The organism is Acinetobacter sp. NIPH 1852, assembly GCF_022549455.1.
Taxonomy (GTDB): Bacteria; Pseudomonadota; Gammaproteobacteria; order Pseudomonadales; family Moraxellaceae; genus Acinetobacter.
On the sequence record NZ_JAKZGG010000006.1, the window covers coordinates 14,519 to 40,210 of the forward strand.

A 25,692-nucleotide genomic window follows, 5' to 3' on the forward strand; every position below is an offset into this window, starting at 1 on the left:
AGGCGCTATGTTTGTGGAAACATAGCGAAATCCGAGGAAGATTAAACATCTATGAAGATTAAAGCAGCGTGCTTTGCAACAATACTGTTCGTAGGGAATTTATTGTTTAGTGCTAATGTATCGGCGAGCAATACGGTGACGGTATATGCTGCTGCGAGTCTGACGGATGCAATTAATGAATTAACCCAATATTATCAACATAAAAATAAAGTCAAAATAAAAACTTCTTATGCAGGTTCTGCAACATTAGCCAAACAGATTGAAGCAGGTGCGCCAGCTGACGTATTCATATCTGCGGATGTGGACTGGATGAATTATTTGCAAACAAAAAAACGAGTCACAGCAAATCATCGGGTTAATTTACTCGCAAATCGTTTGGTATTGATTAGTCCGAAAGATCGCCCAATCAATATTAAAATGCAAAATAACGTTGATCCACTCAGTGTGATTCGAGGTCGAATTTGTACAGGCGATACCAAAAGTGTGCCTGTTGGAAAATATGCAAAGCAAGCTTTAATCTCGCTGGATTGGTGGGGGCGTGTCGAGTCTCGTCTCGTTGCAACAGAAGATGTTCGTGCTGCTTTAAACTTTGTGGCGCGTGGTGAATGTCAAGCAGGCATTGTTTATGCCACTGACGCCGCGGTGACAAAGAATGTGCAGATCGCCGCCGTATTTCCTGAGAATACCCATAAACCGATTATTTATCCAGTTGGATTAGTTAGGAACAATACAGAGTCCTTAAAGTTCTATCAGTTTCTGCAAAGCCGAGAGGCAACTTCTATATTTAAAAAACATGGCTTTAGTGTACTGCCGCAATGATGCTCACACCTGAAGAGATCGAAGTCCTGAAGCTGTCATGTAAAGTGGCAGCAACTTGTCTCATTTTTAGTTTAATTCCTGCCACCTTGATTGCTTGGATATTGGCGCGAAAAGAGTTTTGGGGAAAATCACTATTAGAGACGCTGGTGTTTTTACCGTTGGTGTTGCCACCAGTAGTACCTGGTTATTTATTATTGCAAGTTTTTGGAAATAATGGGTTTTTAGGAAAATATCTTGCACCATTCGGAATAGAGTTTGCGTTTAACTGGAAAGGAGCGGTGCTTGCATCGGCAGTGATGGGTTTTCCGTTATTGGTACAATCGATACGACTCGCAATTGAACTGGTCGATCAGCGTTTAGAAATTGCGGCAAAGAGTTTGGGTGCTTCTTCATTTGGTGCATTTATGCAGGTGACTTTGCCATTGGCCAGTAGTGGGATTTTAGTCGGTAGTATTTTATGTTTCTGTCGAAGTTTAGGGGAGTTTGGTGCGACCATAACCTTTGTTGGTAACATTGCCAGTGAAACGCGAACGCTACCTTTAGCCATGTATAGTTTGATGCAACAACCTGATACTGAAGCAGCGGTTTGGCGCTTGATTATTTTGTCATTGACGGTTGCCTTTTTTGCCTTATGGTTTGCGCAGTGGTTCAATCGCTATCAGAAAAATAAGCGTGGTTATGCGTGATGATCGATTGTCATATTCGTTTACAGCAAGGTCAATTTTGTCTTGATCAGCACTTCCAGTCCGATCATACAGTTATTGGTTTATTTGGTGCATCGGGTTCAGGCAAAACTACAATTTTGCACAGTATCGCTGGTTTAATCACGCCACAATCAGGCTGGATCAAGGTTCAGGATCAGACTTGGTTTGATCATGCTCAAAAGATTAATTTAACGACGCAACAACGCCGTGTCGGTTTGGTCTTTCAAGATGCACAACTGTTTCCACATAAAAATGTGATGCAAAATTTACGTTTTGGGTTTAAGCATATTCAGCCGCAGCAACGGCAGTTTGATGTGTACTATATTATTGAGTTATTAAAGTTAGGCCATTTAGTCGAGCGGATGCCGATTAAGCTTTCAGGTGGCGAGAAGCAGCGCGTTGCCTTAGGTCGAGCGTTACTTTATTCACCACATTTATTGTTATTAGATGAACCTTTATCAGCCTTGGATGCAGCGCATAAGGCTGAGATTATTCCTTTTTTTCAGCAGGTAATACAGGATATCAAAATCCCGATGCTGTATGTCAGCCATGATAAAGCAGAGATCGAGCAGCTCACAGATGTGATGTGGTATTTATAAGAGATATAGCATTAATCCACACAGCGCAGATGCAAAAATCACATACAGCACATTGATCTGGAATTTAAATAATGCAATTAAAGCAGCAAGAGTCATCAGTGCAGCTTCAAAATTAAATCCTTGCTCAAAACCATTAGGCCACATTACATGGTAGCCAAAGAACAGTGCGAGATTTAAAATTACCCCAACCACGGCGGCAGTGATCGCAGTAAGTGGTGCTGTAAATTTAAGTTGGTTATGGGTGGATTCGATCACGGGCGCACCCGCCAAAATAAAGACAAAAGAAAAGAGAAAGGTAAACCAAGTCACGATCACCGCTCCAATTGCACCCGCAAGAAATAAATGTTCAGTTCCCAATAAGGCAGCATTGAAAGCGCCAAGAAAACCGACAAAAGCCACCACCATAATCAGTGGGCCAGGGGTACTTTCACCTAATGCAAGGCCATCGATCATTTGCGTTGGGCTGAGCCAGCCATAATTTTCGATTGCGCCTTGATAGACATAAGGCAGAACTGCATAAGCGCCACCAAAGGTCAGTAAAGCCGCTTTAGTGAAAAACCATGCCATTTGGGTATAAGTATGCTGCCATCCCAATGTTAAGGACAACATTAATATCGGCACACACCATAATAATCCTGCAATGATTAAAATCTTGAGTAGATTCGCCCAACGAAAAATAGCATGATTGGGTGGAGGAGTATCATCATCAATTACCGCTGTACCATAACTTTTTGCGCTATTTGTATGCGTAGTTTGTTGAGCAAATAAGCGCGGATATTTTTTACTGGTCAGATAGCCCAATATTGCCGCACTGAGGATGATGATTGGAAAGGGAATATTAAAGAAAAATATAGCGATAAATGCTGCGCTGGCAATAAACCATAAAAACTTATTTTTTAGGGTACGATGACCGATTTTATAAGTTGCATGGAATACGATTGCGGTGACAGCCGGTTTTATGCCGTAAAAAAGTCCTGCAATAATTGGGACATCACCAAACTGGATATAAACCCAAGAAAGTAGGATCAGAATAAATAATGAGGGCAGAAAAAACAAAATGCCTGCAACCAAACCACCGATCGTTCGATGCATGAGCCAACCAATATAGGTGGCCAATTGTTGTGCTTCTGGACCAGGAAGCAACATACAGTAATTCAGTGCATGCAAAAACCGCTTTTCTGAAATCCAACGTTTTTGCTCAACCAGTTCTTGATGCATGACTGCAATTTGACCTGCCGGCCCACCAAAACTAATAAAACCTAATTTGAGCCAAAATAAAAAAGCTTGCCAAAAGGGGATGGTTGGAGTTTCTGGTACGACATCGGGTTGTTGCATGATTGGTCTCAGCAAGCGTTGGATTTTTCTTCAGAATAAGATCACGATATTACATCAACCGTACTTATCGAAGCGCAGTATTACTTACTTTATGCGTTTAATGATTCAAAATGATGAATTTATTAAGTCGCCTTCAGGGATTTATCAAAGGAGTCTATTACAGTCTATTTGGATGTGCTTCATAAGTTGATAGATTTTAAATGAATAAACAACGCACTTTTTCTTATTTTTAATCATAAAGCATGGCGCATACCATAATCAGATATTGTTGAAAGATCATCTGATTATGGGCATTAAGAACTCCAAGCCACTTGTTGTTACAGCAATCGTCCTTGTGGCGATTGTTGCTTTTATTATCTATCAAAATCAAAAAGATGCTGTGCCTATTCATTCTAAAAACAACAAGCCTGTTGTGATCGCCTATCAGACAGGCATTGATCCGACCAAGGTAGCTCAGGTCAATGGAGACTATGAGCGTGACAGTCAGCAAGCTATTCAATGGCGTAAATTTGATGCAGGTTCAGATGTGATCAATGCACTGGCATCAGGTGATGTGGTGATCGGCAATATTGGTTCAAGTCCATTTGCCGCCGCCGCGAGTCGTGATTTACCCATCGAAGTCTTTTTAGTGACTTCAAAGTTAGGTGGTTCTGAGGCCTTGGTGGTGAGTCATAAATCGGGGATTAAAACACCACAAGATTTAGTGGGTAAGACCATTGCGGTTCCCTTTGTTTCAACCACACACTACAGCTTATTGTCTGCGTTAAAGCATTGGGATATTTCAGAGAACCAAATCAAAATCATTAATTTACGTCCACCTGAAATTACTGCGGCTTGGGAACGCGGGGATGTTGATGCCGCTTATGTCTGGGAACCTGCATTAAGCAAAATCAAAGCCAGCGGACAGGTGCTTACCGATTCAAAGCAAGTCGGTGAGTGGGGCGCACCAACCTATGATCTTTGGGTGGTACGCAAAGATTTTGCTGAGAAAAATCCTGAGTTCCTCAAAGCCTTCGTAAAAACTAGCTTGAAGCAGATCGAAGCCTATAACCAAGATCCCAAAGCCTTTCAACAAAATACGGACAATATCCAGAAAATTGCGCAACTGACGGGGTCGGATAGCAAAGATATTCCATTACTGCTTTCAGGAAATATTTATCTAGATCGTCAGCAACAACAAGCCACTTTAGCGGGTGAGTTTGCCAAAAATATTTTTGATACAGCAACTTTCTTAAATAGTCAGGGCAAAGTCGATCAAGTCAAGGCTGATTATCAAGGCAATGTCACCACCCGTTTCTTACAGCCATAGGAGATCTAAAATGAGCATATTAGCTGCCGAGCATCTTCATTTAACTTTTCCAAAGCAGCATGTACCTGTACTTCTAGATATTAATCTCAAGATTGAAGAAGGCACGTTAACTGTAGTTTTGGGAGAGTCAGGCTGTGGTAAAACAACATTGTTGAATATTTTGGCAGGTTTTCAAAAGCCAAGTTCAGGGCAAATTAAACTGGATCATGAAGTGCTTACAGCACCTGATGCGCGGCGTGCCGTGGTGTTCCAAGATCATGCTTTGCTGCCTTGGTTAAATGTCTCTGAAAATATTGGTTTTGCTTTGCAGCTCAAAGGTTTAAAAGCACATGAAATACAACAGCAAGTTGATACTATTCTGAAAATTGTTGGCTTGAGCCATGTTGCCAAAGCTAATATTTGGGAACTGTCAGGGGGCATGAAGCAACGTGTTGGTATTGCACGTGCTTTGATTAGCCATGCAGCTTTTATTTTATTGGATGAGCCTTTTGCTGCCCTCGATGCGTTTACCCGTGAAACCATGCAGCAGTTGGTTTTAGATTTATGGATTGAACAAAATAAGTCCTTCTTTCTGATCACACATGATATTGAAGAAGCCTTGTTACTGAGCAATCAACTGGTGTTAATGACGTCTCGTCCCGGCAAGATCGTGGAAACTTTAAAATTAGATTTTGCTGATCGTTATAAACGGGGAGAATCCATTCGCGCGATTAAATCCGATTCCAAGTTTATTCAATTACGCGAGCAATTGTTTGAACGGTTACGTGTACAGAAACAAGCAGTAAATGAGGTGACTGTATGACGGGTCAAGCAAAAAATACCGTCTATGAAGTTACGAAGACGACTGAGCTGCATCCATCCGAGCCCAAGCAATCACGTTTCGTTCTGAATGCATTAGGAGGGTTTGTAGCTCGCCGCCGTAGTTTGATTCTTAGTTTGTTGAGTGTTTTGAGTGTATTGGCGATTTGGTATCTGATCACCGCATTAAAGATTGTCCCAAGCCTATTTTTACCAAGTCCACAGGCGGTATGGCAGAAGTTCCTTGAAGTCAGCCAACAAGGCTTTATGCAAGCCACCTTATGGCAACATTTGGCTGCGAGTATTTCACGGGTCTTATTGGCGCTTGTTGCAGCAATTGCGATTGGTGTGCCCCTAGGGTTGTGGATGGGGCAGAATAAATGGGTACGTGCGGTATTTGATCCTTTGGTTGAATTATTGCGTCCGATTCCTCCTTTGGCCTATTTGCCCTTATTGGTGATCTGGTTCGGCATTGGTGAAACCACCAAAGTGCTTTTGATTTTCTTTTCGATCCTTGCACCCGTGATTATCAGCAGTACCCATGGCGTGTTGAGCCATCAACTTAATCGTGAGCGTGCTGCTTTATCTTTAGGCGCGAGCCAGTCACAAGTGTTTTGGCATGTGATTTTACCAACGGCTTTACCTCATATTTTAACAGGAATTCGTATTGGTTTAGGTGTGGGCTGGTCAACCTTAGTGGCGTCGGAATTGGTAGCAGCAGATCGTGGTATTGGTTTTATGGTGCAGTCAGCTGCGCAGTTCCTGATTACCGATACAGTAGTACTCGGCATCATTGTGATTGCCATTGTCGCCGTCAGTTTTGAATTGTTTTTGCGTTGGTTACAACAGCAACTTTCGCCTTGGTATGGTCAACAGTGATAAGTGTGGATGTAAAAATGACGTTAAATATTGAAATCATTAAACCAAGCATTGGTGCAATTATTCACGATGTAGATCTAAACATGGTTGATGCAAAGACCACCCAACACATTCAACAGGCGTTGCTTGATCATCATGTGATTTTCTTCCGTCATCAGCAGTTGGCACCGCAAGCCCAAGCTGATTTGGCACGTGGTTTTGGTTCTTTGCATATTCATCCGATTTTTCCAACAGTAGAAAATGTACCTGAAATCATTGTATTGGATAGTTGGAGACAAGACTTACGTGACAATGAGTTATGGCATACCGATGTCACGTTTAGCCAAAAACCACCGTTGGGTTGTGTATTGCAAGCCATCAAGATTCCACCAGTGGGTGGCGACACGCTGTGGTCAAGCGGCGCGGCTGCATTTGCTGCACTGGATCAAGACTTACAGCAAAAGTTACAAGGCTTAACGGCTACGCATGATATTCGTCAGTCTTTCCCGATTGAACGTTTTGCACATAATGAAGTTGAGCGTCAAAAACTGGAACAAACCTTTAAACGTAATCCTCCAGTCATTCATCCAGTGGTGAGAACGCATCCTGTCACAGGTCAGCCGATTTTATTCGTGAGTGAAGGTTTTACCACGCGTATTAATGAATTAGATAAAGCCGAAAGTACTGAGTTGTTACAGTATCTATTTGCGCATGCGACCAGTGAGCAGTTCCATTTACGTTGGCAGTGGCAAGCGGGTGACGTGGCAATTTGGGATAATCGTTGCACGCAGCATAAGGCTTTATTTGATTATGGTGATGCGCATCGGATTATGCATCGAGCCACTATTAACGGTGATGTGCCGTTTTATAAAGCTGCAAGTTAAGTCTCTATTTTTTGGTTATTTAAAGCAAGCTTAGGATCGTAATGAGTCCTAAGCTTTTTTATGTTTAAATGATAATCTGTTGAACATTTGACAAAAAATACATTTTTTTAGACAGAAATCCCTTTTTATAAAAAAATAAGTTCTCTTTAACGCTTTTGGCTACCACATAATTTTGTTTAACTTTAAACATGCTTTATAACAGACAGTTAGAAAAAGAATTTAATAAGGGAACGTACCAATGTATCAGGTTGGTTGGGATAAGCAGGAAATCAAAATAGCGCCGAAAGGCTATGCCATGTTTGGCTATGGTCAATGGTCACATCGAGCTTATGAAAAGCGAACGGCTTTATATGCACGCAGTTTTAGCATTGTCGATCAGCAGCAAAATCGGCTTATTTTTTGCTGTCTCGATTTAGGCTGTATTACCCATGCGATGCGTAGTCAAACGGTGACGAGACTTCAGCAAAGCTTTGGTTCAGCGTTTAATGAAAATCAATTGGTCTTGACCGCAACCCATACCCATTCAGGGCCAGGCGGCTGTGCACATGAAGCCTTGTATAACATGCCAACGCCGGGTTTTGTGCCCGAACATTTAAGTGCGATTGTCGATGCGATTATTCTGAGTATTCTGACTGCCTTAGAGCAAGAACAAGAGACTGAGATTTTTCTCACCACACAGAATTTTGCAGAAAATATACCTGTGGCATGGAATCGTTCAATCAACGCTTATAACCGTAATCCTGATGTCATCCAATATTCAGAAACTGAAACAAATTTAGCTTTAAACCGTGAAATGCAGTTGATCGGATTTTATCGGGAGCAAAAATTACAATCCTTTATTTCTTTGTTTGGGGTGCATGCCACCTGTCTTGGAAATAAGCTAAAGGCACATGATGGCGATAATAAGGGCTATGCCGCTGCATTTTCAGAGCAGGCTTTGATTGATCAAGGGATTCAAAATCCTGTCACGATTTTTGCGCAAGCAACGGCAGGCGATGTTTCACCGCATTTTCATGGCAAAAACCAACTCAAGATTCGTAACAAAATTAAAGGCGAACAAGAGTACCAATATGCACAGCAAAATGGACGTTATCAAAGTGACTTGGCTTTAATAGCATTTCAGCATCCTTTGCAACAGATAAAGGGGGAAATTGATGCAGTATTGTCTTATGTGGATTTAAGCAATATTGAAATTCCGCCTGAGTTTGCTGCTGGGCAAGTCGGTGCAAAAACCAGTCAACCGTGTCATGGCGTTGCTTTTTTTGCAGGAACGCCTGTCGATGGACTCGGTGCGCCAAAGCCTTTAATCAAAGCGATGCGGTTTTTAGCCAATCAATTTCGAAAACAAAAAACCAAGCATCCTTTAGCGTCTGATTTTACTGCCTATCAACAACTATATGCTTCACAAGGACCTAAGCAAATTTTACTAGAAGCAGGCGCAAAAAAGATTTTAGGGCAGCCTATTGGTTTTCCGCCGAGTATGCTTGATCCGTTGATTGCAGAAATGAATCGACAAGTCAAAGTAGGGGCAATACAGCAAAGTCCTTTAGTGCCGAGTGTAGTGCCATTACAAATCATTCGATTAGGTCAGTTAGCACTTGTGTGCTGTCCGGGTGAGTTTACGACCATTGCAGGACAACGCGTTATTCATACTGTAAAGCAAGTTTTGGCTGATCAGCCTGATATAGACCAAGTTTGGTTAAGTTCTTATTGCAATGATTATATGGGGTATGTCACCACTTATGAGGAATACCAAGAACAAGCTTATGAAGGTGGGCATACCTTATTTGGGCAATGGACACTTGCCGCTTGTCAAAGCAAATTCAAACATTTAGCAGAACAATTATTGCGAGATAAGAATAAACGTAATGATGGTCAAGGTTATGATCAAACGACGCGACCAAAGCCGATTCCAGAACAAGAACTCGCAAAGCGAAGCAATCACGGTAATTTAAAAACTGCCGTACGCCAAGGAGAGGCAGTATGAATGAATTTAGTCAGGCAACTTGGTCGAACTGGTCAGGTTTTCAAAAAGCTTATCCTGAGCAGATTTTACAACCGACCAATATTTTAGAGTTACAGCGAATTGTGCAAGATTATCCAAAAATACGGGTGGCTGGTGCTGGACATTCATTTACGCCTTTGGTCTGTACCGATGCTTTGTTATTGTCTTTAGATCGTATCGCAGGTGTGGAGTCTTCAGATGTTGACCGCTGCCAGAGTACGATTTATGCAGGGACACGGTTATACAATTTAGACCAACACTTAAACCCGATCAATCAAGCCTTGATGAATCAGGGCGATATTGATCAGCAGAGTCTGGCAGGTGCAGTTTCAACAGGAACGCATGGCACAGGCGCAGACTTGCATTGTATTTCAGCTTATGTTGAAGCCTTTGAGTTGCTGACGGCTTCAGGTGAAATCCTAAAATGTAGCCGAACAGAACATCCTGAAATTTTTGCCGCAGGACGTGTTTCCTTAGGCAGTTTAGGGATTTTGACCAAGATCACCATGCAAAATCGTCCACGATATAAGCTGAAAGAGCATATCGAACTTTGCCCCCTCGAAGATATGATGCAACATATTCAGCAATGGAAGCATCAGCATCGGCACATTGAGTGTTTTGTATTTTCCTATGAAAAACAGGTGATGTTAAAAACCTTAAATGAAACTGATGAGGAGATCATGCCACGTAAAGAAAACTTCCCATCGGATGATACTTTGCTGACTATGTGCTCTGAGCTCACCCGATTTTTCCCACCAATCAATCCCTATTTGCAGAAGCTATTGGGCGTACTGGTTAAACCAATAACTTACGTGGATTGGTCAAGTAAGATATTTCCAACACCGCGAAATACCAAATTCAATGAAATGGAATATCAGATTCCTGTTGAGCAAGGTATTGAATGCTTAGATGAGGTTTTACATACCTTAAGAAATTATAAAGTCTCAACTTTTTTCCCTCTCGAATTTCGCTTTGTCAAAGGTGATGATATTTGGCTGAGTCCTTTTTATCAGCAAGACTCGATTTCGATCTCGGTTCATCAATATCACAAACAAGATCCACGTTTGATTTTTGATGTGGTTGAACCGATTTTCCAAAAATATAAAGGTCGTCCACATTGGGGGAAAATGCATAATATAACCACCACGCAGCTTCGTGCTTTATATCCAAAGTGGGATGATTTTATGGCCGTGCGTCAGCGACTTGATCCGCAAGGCAAGTTTTTAAATCCATATTTAGAAAAGTTGTTTTGGGGTTAAATAGAATTTTTTATGAGTTGGAAGAGTCTTCGTATCAGACTGTATTTAGAATCACGATAAAGAAAAGGATATGAAAATGTTGGATCATTATTTTAAACAACTCAATTTCGATCTAAAAAAACAGGGGGTTGCGACACCACAACTCATCGTAGATGCGGCCGCTTTAAAACAAAATATCCAACATGTACAAGTGCGTTTGTCACATGCTCAGCACTTGAAAGCACGTTTGGTGGTGAAATCGCTTGCCTGTCTAGATTTATTAAAAATGTTGTCTGAACAGATCAATACGCAACGCTTTATGGTGTTTCACCAACCACATATTATTTCAATCTTAGAAAACTTTGCTGAAGCTGATATTTTATTAGGCAAGCCCATGCCAGCCCAAGCTGCACGTTTTTTTTATGAAAAGCATTCGGAATGGTCACACGCCAAAATTCAGTGGTTGATTGATACCAAACAACGCCTACAGCAGTATTTGGAAATTGCTCAGGCATATTCAATTTGCTTAAACGTGAATATTGAAATTGATATCGGCTTACATCGTGGTGGAGTGCAGTCCACCCAGCAACTGGCTGAAATATTGAAACTGATTCAGCAATATCCACAGCATTTAAAGCTATCAGGTTTAATGGGCTACGACGCACATGTCACCAAAATTCCAGCCATCATTAAAAAGCCTGAACTTGCTTATATAGAATCACAACAGATCTATTCCAATTATCAAAATCTCATTCAAAAACAGTTCCCAACGCTATGGAATGATGGACTTTGTTTTAATGGTGGTGGTAGTCCAACTTTTAGTTTTCATACTACTGAAAGTGTTTGTAATGACTTATCTTTTGGTTCGATGTTATTAAAACCGAGTGATTTTGACAGTGATTTTTTAAAAGCTTTGCAGCCTGCGTTATGGATCGCTGCGCCTGTATTAAAAGTACTGCCTTTTACTCAGCTTCCGTCTATGTCTTTACTCGATAAATTGCCACATAAATCTAAGGCGTTGTTTATTTATGGAGGATATTGGCTAGCAAATTATGTCTATCCGAAACAAGCACATCCACATGTTTTGTATGGGCGCAGTAGCAATCAAGAGTTGGTTAATGTCCCGAAGGATTGTGAGATTCAAGTAGATGATTTTGTATTTTTAAGACCGACACAAAGTGAGGCAATTATCCCTCAGTTTTCTGAATTAAAGATATATAAGCAGCATGCTTTTGAAAGCTGGGATACTTTTCGAGAATAGCGGTAATGCAATAAAAAACCTTGTGATTTAGCACAAGGTTTTTGAATCAAAAGATATTTTATTGCTTTATGACCAGAACTGGAATGTGTGATTCAGTCAGGACGGTACGAGCAACACTACCGAGCAATAAACGTTTTACCCCAGTACGACCATGCGAACCCATAATAATCAAATCTGCTCCAATTTCATCAGCAACAAAAAGAATGCCTTCACTGGCCGAGCCATGATAAATTTTAGTGGCAACATTGATATCATTTTGACTAAATGATTGAGCAATGTCCTGTAACTGCGTTTTTGCATGTGCTTCAGCTTGCATAAAATGCTCAGTTATTGCAGGTGCAACTTGGTAAAAGTCCACGCCCACATAAGGATCAACTGCAACCACACTCAGCACTGTGACTTTTGCACCGGATAATTTCGCCAAAGACAGTGCATGTTCAACCGCCGCATAAGAAATTGGAGAGTCGTCCACAGGGACTAAAATATTTTGATAAGACATGGTTACTCCTTATAATTTATCGTTGTGATCATTTGGGTTTGTTGAACACCCTAATATGTTGATAACATACTTGAGCCGCCTCTAGCAAATAAAAATAGGAACCTTTGTGTTACTCAGCTTAGATGCTTTTAAACAGCAAAAATTCGACCAGATAGCAACTAAAATAATCGCCGATCCTGAAACATATTTATGTTTTGATTCGGTTTCAGATTTTTATAAGGCGACGTGGTTAGATGAGTTTCCTCAAGGTACGACATGGTCGGCAACAGGCTTAGACGATGGTGCAGAACATTTCTATGCTGTGATTGAATATGGCTATCAATATTTATCGATCAGTCGTACAACCTCAATTGCTGTAAAATTAGGCACACGAGAAAATCACAATAAGAATAACTAATCGGAGCAGTCACCAATTTTTGCTGGTTCAGACTTTGTGATTCTGATGAGAATGATATACTTCGGACGGTGATGAAATCCTAAATAAAACGAAATGGAAATTTAAAAATGGCACATCAATTTACGGTAAATGAAACAATTCATGGTGTTTCAATTGAAGACTTTTCAAGACTGGTTGCAAATACTGCATTGCATGAAGCAGTGTGTAAACGTATTCCTGGGGAAAACTTAGAAATTATTGAGTCTGCAATAAATGGTGATATTTACACGCTTCGCCGTGAATATAATCTTGATGTAAATATTCCAGATGTTGCGAAAAAGCTATTAAAAAATGCATTCCGCTTAAAACGCTCTGATATTACCCATTTGAAAAATTTAACCTCAACAGTAGAGTTGGGTGCAAATTTACCTTTAGAAGCAAAAGGTGAGCGTAGTGTTACGGGTGACAATGAGAAAGTAAATATCTCTTTGACTTGGACTGTAAAAGTGAAAGTGCCTTTGATCGGCGGTATGCTAGAAAGACATGCTGAAGGTGAAATTCGTAAATTTAGCCAACTCGAAATTGAAATTGTTGCTGATGAATTAAAGAAAAATCTTTAATTTAACTTAGATTAGAAAAAACGCTTCGTATCATCAATACGAAGCGTTTTTTTATTTTAGCGTGAAAATGATAGAAGCCACATGAAATATCCAATACTATGTTATTTACTATTTGATCAAGAATAAGGTCATTGTTATGAGTGTGGTTTTAGCTGTAGCACAGCGTGGTGAAGATATTTTAACCCTTAAAGCTGCAACCGTTGGGGATGGAGAGTTTAATAGTGAATGGTTGATGCAACTTGCTTCAGCGATGCATGCGACCATGCTTGATCGTAATGGTGTTGGGATTGCTGCACCGCAGGTTTATATTTCAAAACGAATTATTATTGTCGCTTCTCGTCCAAATATACGCTATCCGGATGCGCCTGAAATGGATGCGGTAGTGATGGTGAATCCTGAGATTCTAGCCTTTTCTCAAGCGACTTGTTTGGGTGAAGAGGGGTGTTTGAGTGTTCCTGATCAGCGCGGTGTAGTGGAGCGAGCACAAGCGATTAAAGTACGTTATTACACTTTGCAAGGTGAGGTGGTTGAAACCACTTATGAGGGTTTTCCTGCGCGGATCGTTCAACATGAAGTTGATCATTTGGATGGTGTGTTGTTTGTGGAGCGGATGTCTGCTTAAAAGTGGAGATTAATGAAGCCTTATAATAAAATATAAAACAGCCAGCACAGGATTTACGAAGCAATATGACTGATGCTGAGTAATTGCTTTAATAGTAATTGAATTTAACCCAATAGATAAACTAAAAGTGTAGAAATATCAGTTCTTGCTTGAGTTGATATAGGAAAAACTAATGAGCGTACTCAAGTTAAGTAAATATAACTCTTTTATAAACACTGATTGTATTAAATTAATACAGGGAGAATTTTTGGGAGTTATATTTCTTATAGTTTGTTTGGGGGGCTTAGTACCAGCCGTATTTGACTCAGATCGATGGGTAATAAATTTTTTTGATTACCATGTGTCTTTGTATTATTTTTATCCTGTTTTTGTTGGATTTTTAGGGCTGACCTATTTGTTTAGAAATTTTTTTAAATTCTATCGTCACACCATTTTTAATTTCTGTTCTAAAGACAGCTCTATAGTTTTTAATATTTGTTGGTTTAAAAATATTCAGTCTAAAAATTTTGGTATTATCATTGCTAAACATCGTATTGGACATTGGAATGGTTTTAAAAAAGAATATTTTAATTGTGTAGGCATCAAGATTAATAATAAAGTTTATCTCATTCCAGTTGAAGAGGATAAACAGGATGAACTCGTGCAACTGCTACTTGATAATGGAGGTTCACTGGTTTAATCCCTAAAATTAAGGGATTTCTATTGTCCATCAGTAAACTTGGTCGTTGAATGTGATGGTGGTCAGTATTATACAGAAGATGGTTTGGAAGCGGATCAGAATCGAGATCAAACTTTAAGTGAGTTAGGACTTTTGGTTCTCAGGTTTTCTAATCATCAGATTTTGACTGAAACTGAGGCTGTGGTGGAGCAGGTTTATTGGGGGGTTCAGCAGAGATTGGAATCTCCCTCTTGCGAAACTTAGATTCTCACTTTTGGCAAAGGAGGACTTGCCGTGAGTTGAATGTAGGTCTTAGATTTCGCGGCACTCCCTCCTTTGTAAAGGAGGGTTGGGGAGGATTATAATTATTTATATCCTTAAATTTATGAAAGTAGTTTAGTAAAAAGCATATTAAACTTAATGACTAAAATTGAATGAATCATCAGACGAATATATTTTTTGATGTCATACGCTAGGAACGTTTCAATGAGAAAAACTTACCTCATATTAGCTTTAATTGTGTATATGTTGCTGAATCCTTTGGCTGCTTTTGCTGAGTCTATTGAATCAAATGAGGTGATGGATATTTTTATTGGGACGTTGGATGTTAAAAACAAGAAAGTGATTTTGACGCGTTGTGATATTGGTAGAAATATATATGAACTAAAAGATGCTGAATGGAGTGATGAAAAAGCAGTATCAAACTTTTTATCTAAGGAAAAAGATATGATAAAAACTGTATATGCTGAGGTTGTTGGAGCTTATAGAGGTGATGGAAATAAGAATATACTTTTAGTTGATTCGATTAGTGATATTACAGAAAGAAAAAGTTGTCATTTAAGTGATTTACTTTAAGTTGTAGCTTAGATTAAATATTTTTTGTATAGAAAATAGTGGTTTGATACTTTATTGTTGAAGTTGCCTTTATTATTTTGTAATATAGCATCAATGGGTTGGACGAATGCTTAGCTTGCTTAGAAGTATTTTATAAATACCACCAAAAATTATTAAAAAAAATGCCCCACAAGTGAAAAGTAAAAAAACAGCAATAGATAATTTTGAGATTTCACTTTTTACTTTGTGAAAATCAATGAGTTGTTGATTATTCAAAGTGTGCTGAGTTTTCTCTTGTGTTAAAGAATTAATCCAACTGATATTTTTGATAAAAAATTTGTCTCCCAATCTTACAATATCTAATTCTTGTATTATATAGTTCTGTTCTTCTACTTGTTGCTTATTACAAATGGTTTCAGAGTAGCTTGAACAGCCAATGAGAAAAAAACGGTTTTTATTTTGAGTGATGAATATGGTGTCAGCTTTATTGAACCTTTTAATACTAAACTCATAAATCATAGAATCATTAGTTTTAAGATGTAGGTGTGGAATTACCTTAACTATTTTCTGAGGATTTAATATTTTATAGATACCTAGCGTAATTGTAAAAAGTATGATTGTAGTTAATATTAAAGCTATAATTTGTGCTAGATTGCTTTTTTGATGATTGTTTAGTTTAAAGCCAAGATTCATTTCTATTTTTGAAGAACTAATGTTATTTGTCAGTATATAGATTATACGTGTATTTTTGGAAGTTTGGTCAAACTTAATATATAGAATAAATTATTTGAACTTGTAAAAAATCCCTCCCAACCTCCCTTTAAAAAAGGGAGGAGCTGTCACGTAATTCATTTAATCACATGACATCTCCCTCTTTTTAAGGAAGTGAGAAGCATTGCTTAACAAGGATCAACCAATCGAATCATCTAAATTTGGTGCTAACCAACGCTTCGCTTCATCCAGTGTCCAACCTTTACGTTTTGCATAATCCTCAAGCTGATCTTGAGAAATCTTGCCTACGTTAAAGTATTCACTTTCAGGGTGCGAATAATAGAAACCACTGACAGAAGAAGGTGGCATCATCGCAAAGTGTTCAGTCAGTTTCGTACCAATCTTTTCTTCCGAACCTAACCAGTCAAATAGCACTGCTTTCTCAGAGTGCTCTGGACAAGCAGGGTAACCCGGTGCAGGACGAATCCCGACGTATTTCTCTTTGATCAATTCTTCATTGCCCAAAGTCTCATCCGCTTTATAACCCCAAAACTCTTTACGGACACGCTGATGTAAATGCTCGGCAAATGCTTCAGCAAAACGATCTGCCAAAGACTGAATTAAAATTGCAGAATAGTCATCACCTTTGGCTTTATATTCATTTGCCAATTCTTCCGCACCGAAGATCGACACGGTAAAACCACCTAAATAATCTTCTGGCTGCTCAGATTGTTTAATAAAGTCAGCTAAAGACAGATTTGGTTTACCTGTGACTTTGTCAGATTGCTGGCGTACATGTTCAAAAGTATGCGTGAGCTGTTGAGCCGTTTCATCAAATACACTGACCGTATCCGCACCAGTACGTTGCGCAGGGTATAAACCAAACACGGCACGAGCATCGAACAGTTTGTTGTCGATCACATCTTTTAACATCGCTTGAGCTTGGTTATATAAATCTGTTGCTGCTTCACCCACAACTTCATCTTGTAAAATTTTCGGGAATTTTCCTGCCAAACTCCAAGAAATAAAGAATGGTGTCCAGTCAAAATACTCCACCAAGGTTGCAAGTGGGTAGTTGGTGAGAACGTGTGTGCCCAATGTATTTGGAATCGGCGGCACATAGTCTTTATCGACCTTAAAGCCATTTTTAACAGATTCTGGGTAGCTCAGTTTTGCCGCTTTTGGTTGCTTATTGGCTAAGCGCTCACGAATTTTGGCATATTCAGCACGTTGTTCTGCGATAAAACTACCACGCATTTCAGGTGAAAGTAGGGTAGTTGCAACACCCACTGCCCGCGATGCATCGGCAACATAAATCACCGCATCATTTGAATATTGTGGATCAATTTTTACTGCGGTATGTGCTTTCGATGTGGTCGCACCACCAATCAATAGCGGAATATTAAAGCCTTTGCGTTGCATTTCTTTGGCAACAAAGACCATTTCATCGAGTGAAGGAGTAATCAAACCCGACAAACCGATGATGTCACACTTTTCATCAATTGCAGTTTGCAAGATTTTTTCACAAGGAACCATGACTCCAAGGTCAACGATGTCGTAGCCATTACAACCAAGTACCACACCCACGATATTTTTACCAATATCATGAACGTCGCCTTTGACGGTTGCCATCAGGACTTTACCTTTAGGCTTGCTATTTGTTTTTGCCGCCTCGATATACGGATTCAGCCATGCCACCGCTTGTTTCATCACGCGCGCAGATTTGACCACTTGTGGTAAGAACATTTTGCCCGAACCGAATAGGTCGCCGACGACGTTCATACCATCCATCAATGCGCCTTCAATCACATCAAGTGGACGTTTTGCTTTTAAACGCGCTTCTTCTGTATCTTCATCAATATAGGTGGTGATGCCTTTAACAAGGGCATATTCAAGACGCTTTTCTACAGATTGATTACGCCACTCAAGGTTTTCCGCTTCACGTTGTGCACCGCCTTGACCACGGTATTTTTCAGCAACTTCAAGCAGCTTTTCAGTGGCGATTTGACCCGACTCACCTTGGTTTTGATTGAGAACCACATCTTCAACCGCTGCTTTGAGGTCAGGGTCAATATCATCATAAATGGCCATTTGCCCAGCATTGACGATTCCCATGGTCATGCCTTGTTTGATGGCATAGTAGAGGAACACTGAGTGAATCGCTTCACGGACAGGCTCATTTCCGCGGAACGAGAATGAGACGTTAGAGACACCACCTGAAATCATCGCATGAGGTAAGTTCTGTTTGATCCAACCTGTCGCTTCAATAAAGTCCACAGCATAGTTGTTGTGTTCTTCAATACCCGTTGCAATGGCAAAGACGTTCGGGTCAAAAATAATATCTTCAGCAGGGTAGCCGATTTCATTGACCAAAATGTCATAAGAGCGTTTACAGATTTCACGTTTACGCGCAGCGGTATCCGCCTGACCAGCTTCGTCAAATGCCATAACAATCACAGCAGCACCATACTGGCGGCATAAGCGTGCTTTCTCGACAAACTCGTCATAACCTTCTTTTAAGGAAATCGAGTTGACGACGGGTTTACCTTGCACGCATTTTAAACCTGCTTCAATGATTTCCCATTTTGATGAGTCAATCATGATCGGTACACGAGAAATATCAGGCTCAGATGCCACAAGATTCAGGAAATGGACCATCGCAGTTTGCGAATCGAGCATCCCTTCATCCATATTAATATCGATGATCTGTGCACCTGCCACCACTTGTTGCTGAGCAACTTCTAAGGCTTCTGCAAAGTTTTCTTCACGGATTAAACGCAGGAATTTTTTTGAACCTGTAACGTTGGTACGCTCACCGACATTCACAAAGAGCGAATCATCATAAATGTTAAATGGCTCTAAACCACTTAAACGACAGGCAGGAACGGTTTCAGGTATTTGTCGTGGTTTAATATCTTTTACGGCATTATAAATGGCGCGAATATGATCTGGTGTAGTACCACAGCATCCGCCTGTGATATTGATTAAACCACTTTCAGCAAATTCTTTGATGAACTCAGCCGTTTGTTCAGGTGTTTCATCATATTCACCAAACGCGTTTGGCAATCCTGCATTTGGATGCGCTGAAACAAAGGTATCAGCAATATCGGCAATGGTTTTAACGTGCGGACGCATCGCATCTGCACCCAAAGCACAGTTAAAGCCGATAGAAAGTAAATCGCCGTGACGGACAGAGTTCCAGAATGCTTCGGCAGTTTGACCTGTTAAGGTACGACCAGATGCATCGGTAATCGTGCCTGAAATCATCAATGGCAGTTCACGACCGATTTGCTTGAAGACCTCTTTGACCGCGAAGATCGCAGCCTTACAGTTTAAGGTATCAAAAACGGTTTCGATCAGGAGGATGTCCGAACCACCTTCGATCAAAGCATGGGTTGCTTCTATATAGTTTTCTTTAAGTTCATCGAAAGTAATGTTACGAAATGCAGGATCATTTACATTTGGCGAAATTGAACAGGTGCGTGATGTTGGACCCAATACACCAGCCACAAAGCGTGGTTTCTCTGGCGTTGAGTATTTATCACAGGCAGCTCTCGCCAAACGCGCAGCTTCACGGTTGATCTCAGGAACCAAATCTTCCATGTGGTAATCGGACATTGAGACGCGAGTACCATTGAAGCTGTTAGTTTCGATAATATCTGCACCAGCATCCAAATACGCTTCATGAATGCTTTGAATAATTTGTGGTTGTGTTAGAACCAATAAATCGTTATTACCTTTAAGGTCCGATGCCCAGTCTGCAAAACGTTCCCCACGATAATCTTCTTCTTCTAATTTATGGCGTTGAATCATAGTTCCCATCGCACCATCAATGATCAGGATGCGCTGGGCGAGAAGTGATTTTAGGGTGGCAAGTGTGGACATAAGGAACCCCAGTATATGATGAAGATAAAAAGCAGGGGCATTGTAACAGAAGCCGTATCAATGCGTATATTTTCAGTACAGTAGAGTGATGATCTGTCAGTTCACATTAAAAATGTCTTCAACGTTTCATTAAACTGCAATAATTAAAAGTAATAATGTTTAAAAATAAAACAGTGCCCTGAAATATGACAATAACATGTCATCTTTCGTAGCATTTGTTGCAAAATCAGACAAACAGTTTTTAAGGTGTTTTTGTTTTATTAATTGTTTGTTTTTATTGGTTTTAATAAATTAATAAGGTGGATTTATCGCCAAAAAACATGAAAAATTGATGTAAAAGTATGAAATTTTGGCTTCATATGGCATTCCTTTGTCATATAATTGTCATAATTTAATTAAACAATACGGGGGATTTCATCATCCTCTGTCCGTCTACATGAATTCTAATCTTCCCCCTGCTTCGGATTCACCACTTGCCAACCCAGCGGCAAAATCAACGAATGTACATGTACCAACACCGAAATTTTTTATGCCGGTGTTTTTGACGATTATTGTTGCAACACTTATTTATATCGGTTTTCAGGTCAGTGCTGACTTAGCACATGTTCCTGCTTTAAGTTTATATTCTGTCATTTTATTATCAACGGCTCTTTTTATTGCTTTGGCATTCGAGTTTGTAAATGGTTTCCATGATACTGCCAATGCGGTAGCGACGGTCATTTATACCAATGCGCTTCCTGCACCTGTAGCGGTGATGTGGGCGGGCTTCTGTAACTTCTTAGGGGTTATGGTTGCCAGTGGTGCAGTTGCATACGGTATTATTGCATTGCTCCCTGTTGAAATGATTATGAATGTAGGCAGTGGTGCAGGCTTTGCGATGGTCTTTGCATTGCTGATTGCAGCGATTGTGTGGAATTTGGGAACATGGTTCCTCGGTATTCCTGCTTCTAGCTCACATACATTGATTGGCTCAATTTTGGGTGTGGGGATTATGAACCACTTGCTCAATGCTTCGACTGGCGCGACCAGTGGCATTGACATGGATCAGGTGCTTAAAGTTGGTAAGGCTTTACTGTTCTCGCCAATGATTGGTTTCGCTTTCGCTGCGGTTCTATTCTTGTTGGTTAAGAAAATATTTAAAAACCAAATGGAGTTGTTCCAACCGCCTGTTGGCAATAAGCCACCACCACCGTTAATTCGTGGTATCTTGATTTTCACTTGTACTGGGGTCAGTTTTGCTCACGGTTCAAATGATGGTCAAAAGGGCATGGGCTTAATCATGTTGATCTTGATTGGCTTGGTTCCATTAGCATATTCATTAAATAAAAATTTAGATGAAAAACATCTACAGTCATTTGAACAATTGTCTTCTCAAACGGCTTTGGTTTTAAATGTTGATCGACAAGATTATTCTGATGAAAAAGCGCGTGAAGTGCTGACCACCTATATTCAAACCAAAGAACAAACGCCAGAAGTTATACCTGCATTGGCAAGTATGACCAATCATTTAGGCGAGAAAGTTGCAGCTTATGGTGACCTCAAAAGCATCCCTGAAGAAGGTGTGGCAGAGTTACGTAATGACATGTACTTGAGTACGACTGCTTTTAAACGTCTAGACAAAGCTGAAGCATTGCCAGTGATGAATGATGAACAAAAGAAAGTGGTGAAAGAGTATCGCAGCAATATGGATTCATTTTTACAGTACATCCCGACTTGGGTAAAAGTAGCAGTCGCTCTTGCGCTTGGTCTCGGCACGATGGTGGGCTGGAAACGTATTGTAGTGACTGTGGGTGAGCGTATTGGTAAGAATCACATGACCTATGGTCAAGGGATGTCTGCTGAGCTTGTTGCGATGAGTACCATTGCGGCGGCTGATGGTTTCGGCATGCCAGTTTCAACGACGCATGTCTTAAACAGTGCGGTTGCGGGTACCATGGTTGCGAATAAGTCAGGCTTGAACTTCGCTACGGTAAGAACAATTCTGTCTGCATGGGTATTTACTTTACCAGCAACGATCTGTTTATCAGGTGGCCTATACTGGTTATTCCTACAGTTTGTTTCTTGATTTAACGATTCGATTTTAGATGTTAAAGGCTTTGCTTCGGCAAGGCTTTTTTGTTTTTAATTGGCTCTCTTGCGTAAATCTGTTCTTAACGGCATATTCAAGCCTATAATTTATAAATGAATAAGCTTGTAACGCTTGTACTGTTCATCATTTTTCTATGATGAAGTTTTGGTTAATCAGCAAATATAACGATGAGGCTCAATGCTATGCTGAGCCAAACAGTAAGTGAGAGAACCACTTTGAAATAGTTCTTCAGCGCAGTAAAGCGTTTTAAAGTTGACAAGCATATGGCGTATAAGGGGGAATGGAAATGTATTTTTTATCTAGAATCTGGGCTGAATTACGCGCTGTTTTTTATACGATCCTATTGGTTTTGGGCTCATCATCACTCTATGCCAAAACACCCACGTTTCAGGATTATCCTGCGAAAAAGTACACAGGAAAAAATTACCCCTTAAAACTCAATCCATATAGCCAGAAATACCGCACTTTATTTAAAGAGATGTCCAAACAAAAACCAAATTTTGCAGGGCACTATGTTATGGAAACGGTTGGTTGCGGTGGGGGATGCAGCTTTGCTTTAGCCTATAATGCCAAAACAGGGCAGAGCTTTATTTTGCCTGATACCTTTGCTGATTGTTATAGTGAACAGAAAGGCTTTACCCAAAATGATATTGTTTACCAAAAAGACAGTCGTTTGGTCATGGCTGTGGGGAGTCGTTTTGGTAATCAAGAAATTTGTGAAACCGTGTATTACCAAGTGGATAGTGATCGTTTTAAGCAAATTTCAAAACAATTGAGATAAGAAGCAAGATACTTGTATAGAAAGGAATACGTTGTTTTTGGCTTAGTATGTTCTATCTTCTTTTAGATTAAAATGGGCAAAAAATGGCTACTCTAAAGTAGCCATTTTTTATTTATTAGATTTTAAGCTTGTTGAATGCCTGCAACAACCCAATCTTGTTGTGAGCCAGCAGGTTTAACAAAGTGCCAAATTTCAGTAAATGGCTGTGGCAAGCTATTCAGATCTTCGCTCACAGTACCTGTAAAACGAACGCTGACAACGTATTGACCATTTTCAGTTGAACTTTCGACCACCATTGCATTGAGGTTGCTAAATTCAGCCACATCTTGATCTTGGTTGGCCATAATGTCGCTATACATCGAGTTGTAAAGCTCTGGTGATAAATAACGACGAATTTCTTCGATATTATTTGCGTTGTTCACTGATTGGATGTGGTTAAAGCGTTGACGTGCAGTACGCAAGAATGCCGCTGGTTCAGTACCATCTGGCAGTTGATTGCCATTGCTGGTCGAAGCACTACCAAATGGTGCTTGAGTTGGAGCATTGCCGAACGGTGCTTGAGTCGCAGCACCACCACCAACTGATTGACCAAAGATATTGGTGTTGTCACCTGTTTGGCGAGCAGTTGGTTGTGATGTTGTTTGACGGCTAAAATTATTTCGACCGCTATTGTTCGGAGCGTACGGATTATCTGCTGCTAATTTTTTTTTTGCGCCTAATCTGCGGAACACAAAGAAGGCGGCGGCGGCTGCAAGTAGAACCCAAATCCAACTAGGAAGCCCTTGTTTCTCCTCCTCGGCTGCAACAGCTTGTTGTTCTGTTTGAGCTGGATCTTTATCATCTGCCATTGCGTTTGCTGCAACGGCACCTAATGCTGCGCCAGCGACACCTGCGGCAACCATACCACCGACACCAGGACCTGCTTTTTGAGGTGCAGCAGTCGGAGCGGCTTGTTGTTGTGCTGGTGGAGTCGCTTGGCGAGGTTGTTGATAAGACTGGCTAGATGAGTTAGATCTGCTCATACCATGACTCTTTCCGCCGCCTGCACGTTTCGCTTCTGCGAGTGGTGCAGCAACCAAGGTTGCCATTAATAAAGCGGCCATCAAGCCACGCTGGTGTACTTGCATCGAAAATCCCTATTTAGTTCCAATTAGTAAGTGTATTTATGCAGGCATTTGCACTGAATTTCAACTAGAAAAGCATTTTTTTTATGACAATTCATCACTAAGTTGCATCGCTTCAGTCAAGGCTTCATGTAATCGTGCAACTGCAATCACTTGGATACCTTCAATTGGTTTTTGTGGTGCGTTGCCTCGAGGTAAAATCACATATTTAAAACCATGTTTAGCGGCTTCTTTTAAACGTTCCTGACCATTTGGCACTGGGCGGATTTCACCTGATAGCCCAACTTCGCCAAAAACAGCCAATTGTTGAGGTAAGGCTTTGCCACGTAAGCTGGATGCGCAGGCAAGTAGAACCGCAAGGTCAGAACCTGTCTCGGTGATTTTTAAGCCACCGACCACATTGATGTAAACGTCTTGACCAGCAGTTTGAACCCCGCCGTGTCGATGCATGACTGCAAGCAACATATTTAAACGGTTTTGTTCTAAACCTAGTGCGACACGACGAGGTTGACCATGTGCATCATCGACTAAGGCTTGAACTTCAACTAGGAGTGGGCGAGTACCTTCACGGCTGATCATTACAATTGAACCCGGGATGGCTTCATCATAACGGCTCAGGAAAATTGCGGATGGATTGGCGACTTCACGTAGACCTTTATCGGTCATAGCAAAGACCCCAAGTTCGTTGACTGCACCAAAACGGTTCTTCACTGCACGAATCATGCGATAACGTGAGTCAGATTGACCTTCAAAATAGAGCACGCAATCGACCATGTGTTCCAAAACACGAGGGCCAGCCAGTGCACCTTCTTTGGTGACATGACCTACGAGAAACAAAGCTGTGCCGCTATTTTTGGCGTAACGGGTGAGTAATGCAGCTGATTCTCGAATTTGAGAGACGCCACCGGGTGCCGATTGTAAGGTTTCGGTATATAAGGTTTGAATGGAGTCCAAAATGGCAACAGCAGGGCGCACTTGTGCTAAAACATCACAGATACGTTCAACACAAGTTTCAGCCATGACTTTGAGTTGATCGGTAGGCAAATCTAAACGTTGTGCCCGCAATGCAACTTGAGAAAGTGATTCTTCGCCAGTGATATAGAGTGCTGAGCTTTTTTTGCTGGCCATGTGGGTGGCGGTTTGCAGCAAGATGGTAGACTTACCAATCCCCGGATCACCACCAATCAAGACCACTGATCCTGTGACTAAGCCACCACCTAAAACACGGTCAAACTCACTCACCCCTGTGGCTAAGCGAGTTTCATTGGAAACGGAGACTTGATTTAAGGTGGTAATACTTGCTGCTTGACCTGCATATCCACCGCCCATTTTGGGTTGACTACGATGAGTGACGCTCGGTTCTATACGGATTTCAGTGAGACAATTCCATTCACCGCATTCGGTACATTGCCCAGCCCATTTCGGATGATCTGCGCCACATTGTTCACAACGGTAAATAGTTTTAATTTTTGCCATATTTAAAATTGAAAATTTTCTGTAAATTAGTTAAAAAGTAAAGTAATTACGAAAACATTGCGCCAATCGTATTTCTCTTAATAAGGATGAAGAGAAAAGGGCGATTTTCGTAACTCACTGGTTAAAGGGAAGTGCTCAGCAAAATAACATGATATAAGACTTTTACAAGTAAGATACAGTGTGTTTTTGAGTTAATATACTTGTTCA

At 40.6% G+C, this 25,692-nt stretch carries 23 protein-coding genes and 1 pseudogene; 18 read left to right on the forward strand and 6 right to left on the reverse strand.

Annotated features, from left to right (window positions below; translation table 11 throughout):
* Window positions 1–51 precede the first annotated feature (51 nt).
* The 3 genes from modA to MMO38_RS06335 are packed head-to-tail and all read left to right on the forward strand — an operon-like array spanning window position 52 to window position 2,122.
* On the forward strand, window positions 52–819 hold the full coding sequence (gene modA, locus MMO38_RS06325; protein WP_241322956.1) for a molybdate ABC transporter substrate-binding protein: 768 nt from the start codon (window positions 52–54) through the stop codon (window positions 817–819).
* Window positions 816–1,505, forward strand: coding sequence for a molybdate ABC transporter permease subunit (gene modB, locus MMO38_RS06330; protein WP_241322957.1), 690 nt, complete (start codon window positions 816–818; stop codon window positions 1,503–1,505). Before modA ends, modB begins: the two co-directional genes overlap by 4 nt.
* Window positions 1,502–2,122 carry an ATP-binding cassette domain-containing protein gene (locus MMO38_RS06335; RefSeq protein WP_241322958.1) on the forward strand — a complete coding sequence of 207 codons (621 nt, stop codon included), beginning with the start codon at window positions 1,502–1,504 and terminating at the stop codon, window positions 2,120–2,122. Before modB ends, MMO38_RS06335 begins: the two co-directional genes overlap by 4 nt.
* Here MMO38_RS06335 and chrA read toward each other — a convergent pair.
* Window positions 2,117–3,457: a chromate efflux transporter gene (gene chrA, locus MMO38_RS06340; protein ID WP_241322959.1), complete on the reverse strand. Its 1,341-nt coding sequence runs from the start codon at window positions 3,455–3,457 to the stop codon at window positions 2,117–2,119. The two genes, MMO38_RS06335 and chrA, sit on opposite strands and share 6 nt — an antisense overlap.
* Window positions 3,458–3,725: 268 nt before the next feature.
* Here chrA and tauA point away from each other — a divergent pair, with 268 nt between their 5' ends.
* The 7 genes from tauA (at window position 3,726) to MMO38_RS06375 (ending at window position 11,810) form a co-directional block, all read left to right on the forward strand.
* A complete protein-coding gene (gene tauA / locus MMO38_RS06345) occupies window positions 3,726–4,766 on the forward strand; it encodes a taurine ABC transporter substrate-binding protein (RefSeq protein WP_241322960.1) in 1,041 nt (346 codons plus the stop codon).
* 10 nt (window positions 4,767–4,776) lie between these two features.
* Window positions 4,777–5,568, forward strand: coding sequence for an ATP-binding cassette domain-containing protein (locus MMO38_RS06350; RefSeq protein ID WP_241322961.1), 792 nt, complete (start codon window positions 4,777–4,779; stop codon window positions 5,566–5,568).
* Window positions 5,565–6,443 carry a taurine ABC transporter permease TauC gene (tauC, locus tag MMO38_RS06355; RefSeq protein WP_241322962.1) on the forward strand — a complete coding sequence of 293 codons (879 nt, stop codon included), beginning with the start codon at window positions 5,565–5,567 and terminating at the stop codon, window positions 6,441–6,443. Before MMO38_RS06350 ends, tauC begins: the two co-directional genes overlap by 4 nt.
* Window positions 6,443–7,306 (forward strand): taurine dioxygenase, encoded by an 864-nt coding sequence (gene tauD / locus MMO38_RS06360; RefSeq protein ID WP_241323079.1) that lies wholly within the window; start codon window positions 6,443–6,445, stop codon window positions 7,304–7,306. Before tauC ends, tauD begins: the two co-directional genes overlap by 1 nt.
* A gap of 238 nt (window positions 7,307–7,544) precedes the next feature.
* The gene (locus tag MMO38_RS06365; protein WP_241322963.1) at window positions 7,545–9,293 is read left to right on the forward strand and encodes a neutral/alkaline non-lysosomal ceramidase N-terminal domain-containing protein; all 1,749 of its coding nucleotides are present in this window, start codon (window positions 7,545–7,547) and stop codon (window positions 9,291–9,293) included.
* Window positions 9,290–10,570: a D-arabinono-1,4-lactone oxidase gene (locus tag MMO38_RS06370; protein ID WP_241322964.1), complete on the forward strand. Its 1,281-nt coding sequence runs from the start codon at window positions 9,290–9,292 to the stop codon at window positions 10,568–10,570. The genes MMO38_RS06365 and MMO38_RS06370 overlap by 4 nt, the downstream gene beginning before the upstream one ends.
* A 76-nt stretch (window positions 10,571–10,646) precedes the next feature.
* A complete protein-coding gene (locus tag MMO38_RS06375) occupies window positions 10,647–11,810 on the forward strand; it encodes an alanine racemase (RefSeq protein ID WP_241322965.1) in 1,164 nt (387 codons plus the stop codon).
* Window positions 11,811–11,868: 58 nt separating this feature from the next.
* Here the strand turns inward: MMO38_RS06375 and MMO38_RS06380 are convergent, their stop codons facing one another.
* Window positions 11,869–12,309 carry a universal stress protein gene (locus MMO38_RS06380; protein WP_004668980.1) on the reverse strand — a complete coding sequence of 147 codons (441 nt, stop codon included), beginning with the start codon at window positions 12,307–12,309 and terminating at the stop codon, window positions 11,869–11,871.
* Window positions 12,310–12,415: 106 nt separating this feature from the next.
* Here MMO38_RS06380 and MMO38_RS06385 point away from each other — a divergent pair, with 106 nt between their 5' ends.
* From MMO38_RS06385 to MMO38_RS06410, 6 genes and pseudogenes are all read left to right on the forward strand, one after another.
* Window positions 12,416–12,706 (forward strand): hypothetical protein, encoded by a 291-nt coding sequence (locus MMO38_RS06385; RefSeq protein WP_241322966.1) that lies wholly within the window; start codon window positions 12,416–12,418, stop codon window positions 12,704–12,706.
* Between the two features lie 107 nt (window positions 12,707–12,813).
* A complete protein-coding gene (locus tag MMO38_RS06390; RefSeq protein ID WP_241322967.1) occupies window positions 12,814–13,305 on the forward strand; it encodes a DUF2505 family protein in 492 nt (163 codons plus the stop codon).
* A gap of 136 nt (window positions 13,306–13,441) precedes the next feature.
* Window positions 13,442–13,927, forward strand: a complete 486-nt coding sequence (gene def, locus MMO38_RS06395; protein WP_241322968.1) for a peptide deformylase — start codon at window positions 13,442–13,444, stop codon at window positions 13,925–13,927.
* Between the two features lie 172 nt (window positions 13,928–14,099).
* A complete protein-coding gene (locus MMO38_RS06400) occupies window positions 14,100–14,606 on the forward strand; it encodes a hypothetical protein (protein ID WP_004668976.1) in 507 nt (168 codons plus the stop codon).
* Between the two features lie 15 nt (window positions 14,607–14,621).
* Window positions 14,622–14,849 (forward strand): annotated as a pseudogene (locus MMO38_RS06405) (DUF559 domain-containing protein); the annotation flags it as partial.
* Window positions 14,850–15,071: 222 nt separating this feature from the next.
* On the forward strand, window positions 15,072–15,440 hold the full coding sequence (locus tag MMO38_RS06410; protein ID WP_241322969.1) for a hypothetical protein: 369 nt from the start codon (window positions 15,072–15,074) through the stop codon (window positions 15,438–15,440).
* Window positions 15,441–15,530: 90 nt separating this feature from the next.
* Here MMO38_RS06410 and MMO38_RS06415 read toward each other — a convergent pair whose 3' ends face one another.
* On the reverse strand, window positions 15,531–16,112 hold the full coding sequence (locus MMO38_RS06415; protein ID WP_241322970.1) for a hypothetical protein: 582 nt from the start codon (window positions 16,110–16,112) through the stop codon (window positions 15,531–15,533).
* Window positions 16,113–16,328: 216 nt separating this feature from the next.
* Window positions 16,329–20,015 (reverse strand): methionine synthase, encoded by a 3,687-nt coding sequence (gene metH / locus MMO38_RS06420; RefSeq protein ID WP_241322971.1) that lies wholly within the window; start codon window positions 20,013–20,015, stop codon window positions 16,329–16,331.
* A gap of 436 nt (window positions 20,016–20,451) precedes the next feature.
* Here metH and MMO38_RS06425 point away from each other — a divergent pair, with 436 nt between their 5' ends.
* Together MMO38_RS06425 and MMO38_RS06430 are read left to right on the forward strand one after the other, a co-directional pair.
* The gene (locus MMO38_RS06425; RefSeq protein ID WP_005195704.1) at window positions 20,452–22,080 is read left to right on the forward strand and encodes an inorganic phosphate transporter; all 1,629 of its coding nucleotides are present in this window, start codon (window positions 20,452–20,454) and stop codon (window positions 22,078–22,080) included.
* Window positions 22,081–22,390: 310 nt separating this feature from the next.
* Complete coding sequence (locus MMO38_RS06430; protein ID WP_241322972.1) at window positions 22,391–22,885, forward strand: hypothetical protein; 495 nt, start codon at window positions 22,391–22,393, stop codon at window positions 22,883–22,885.
* Between the two features lie 122 nt (window positions 22,886–23,007).
* Here MMO38_RS06430 and MMO38_RS06435 read toward each other — a convergent pair whose 3' ends face one another.
* Both MMO38_RS06435 and radA read right to left on the reverse strand, forming a co-directional pair.
* Window positions 23,008–24,012 carry a Tim44-like domain-containing protein gene (locus MMO38_RS06435; RefSeq protein WP_005195708.1) on the reverse strand — a complete coding sequence of 335 codons (1,005 nt, stop codon included), beginning with the start codon at window positions 24,010–24,012 and terminating at the stop codon, window positions 23,008–23,010.
* 81 nt (window positions 24,013–24,093) lie between these two features.
* Entirely contained in the window at window positions 24,094–25,485 is a 1,392-nt protein-coding gene (gene radA / locus MMO38_RS06440) for a DNA repair protein RadA (RefSeq protein WP_241322973.1), read from the reverse strand.
* Between the last annotated feature and the right edge of the window lie 207 nt (window positions 25,486–25,692).

Coding starts and splice junctions, on each gene's coding strand:
- modA (WP_241322956.1), top strand. CDS start 52: ATGAAGATTAAAGCAGCGTGCTTTGCAACAATACTGTTCGTAGGGAAT.
- modB (WP_241322957.1), top strand. CDS start 816: ATGATGCTCACACCTGAAGAGATCGAAGTCCTGAAGCTGTCATGTAAA.
- chrA (WP_241322959.1), bottom strand. CDS start 3,457: ATGCAACAACCCGATGTCGTACCAGAAACTCCAACCATCCCCTTTTGG.
- MMO38_RS06350 (WP_241322961.1), top strand. CDS start 4,777: ATGAGCATATTAGCTGCCGAGCATCTTCATTTAACTTTTCCAAAGCAG.
- tauC (WP_241322962.1), top strand. CDS start 5,565: ATGACGGGTCAAGCAAAAAATACCGTCTATGAAGTTACGAAGACGACT.
- MMO38_RS06365 (WP_241322963.1), top strand. CDS start 7,545: ATGTATCAGGTTGGTTGGGATAAGCAGGAAATCAAAATAGCGCCGAAA.
- MMO38_RS06370 (WP_241322964.1), top strand. CDS start 9,290: ATGAATGAATTTAGTCAGGCAACTTGGTCGAACTGGTCAGGTTTTCAA.
- MMO38_RS06375 (WP_241322965.1), top strand. CDS start 10,647: ATGTTGGATCATTATTTTAAACAACTCAATTTCGATCTAAAAAAACAG.
- MMO38_RS06380 (WP_004668980.1), bottom strand. CDS start 12,309: ATGTCTTATCAAAATATTTTAGTCCCTGTGGACGACTCTCCAATTTCT.
- MMO38_RS06390 (WP_241322967.1), top strand. CDS start 12,814: ATGGCACATCAATTTACGGTAAATGAAACAATTCATGGTGTTTCAATT.
- def (WP_241322968.1), top strand. CDS start 13,442: ATGAGTGTGGTTTTAGCTGTAGCACAGCGTGGTGAAGATATTTTAACC.
- MMO38_RS06400 (WP_004668976.1), top strand. CDS start 14,100: ATGAGCGTACTCAAGTTAAGTAAATATAACTCTTTTATAAACACTGAT.
- MMO38_RS06410 (WP_241322969.1), top strand. CDS start 15,072: ATGAGAAAAACTTACCTCATATTAGCTTTAATTGTGTATATGTTGCTG.
- MMO38_RS06415 (WP_241322970.1), bottom strand. CDS start 16,112: ATGAATCTTGGCTTTAAACTAAACAATCATCAAAAAAGCAATCTAGCA.
- metH (WP_241322971.1), bottom strand. CDS start 20,015: ATGTCCACACTTGCCACCCTAAAATCACTTCTCGCCCAGCGCATCCTG.
- MMO38_RS06425 (WP_005195704.1), top strand. CDS start 20,452: ATGAATTCTAATCTTCCCCCTGCTTCGGATTCACCACTTGCCAACCCA.
- MMO38_RS06430 (WP_241322972.1), top strand. CDS start 22,391: ATGTATTTTTTATCTAGAATCTGGGCTGAATTACGCGCTGTTTTTTAT.
- MMO38_RS06435 (WP_005195708.1), bottom strand. CDS start 24,012: ATGCAAGTACACCAGCGTGGCTTGATGGCCGCTTTATTAATGGCAACC.
- radA (WP_241322973.1), bottom strand. CDS start 25,485: ATGGCAAAAATTAAAACTATTTACCGTTGTGAACAATGTGGCGCAGAT.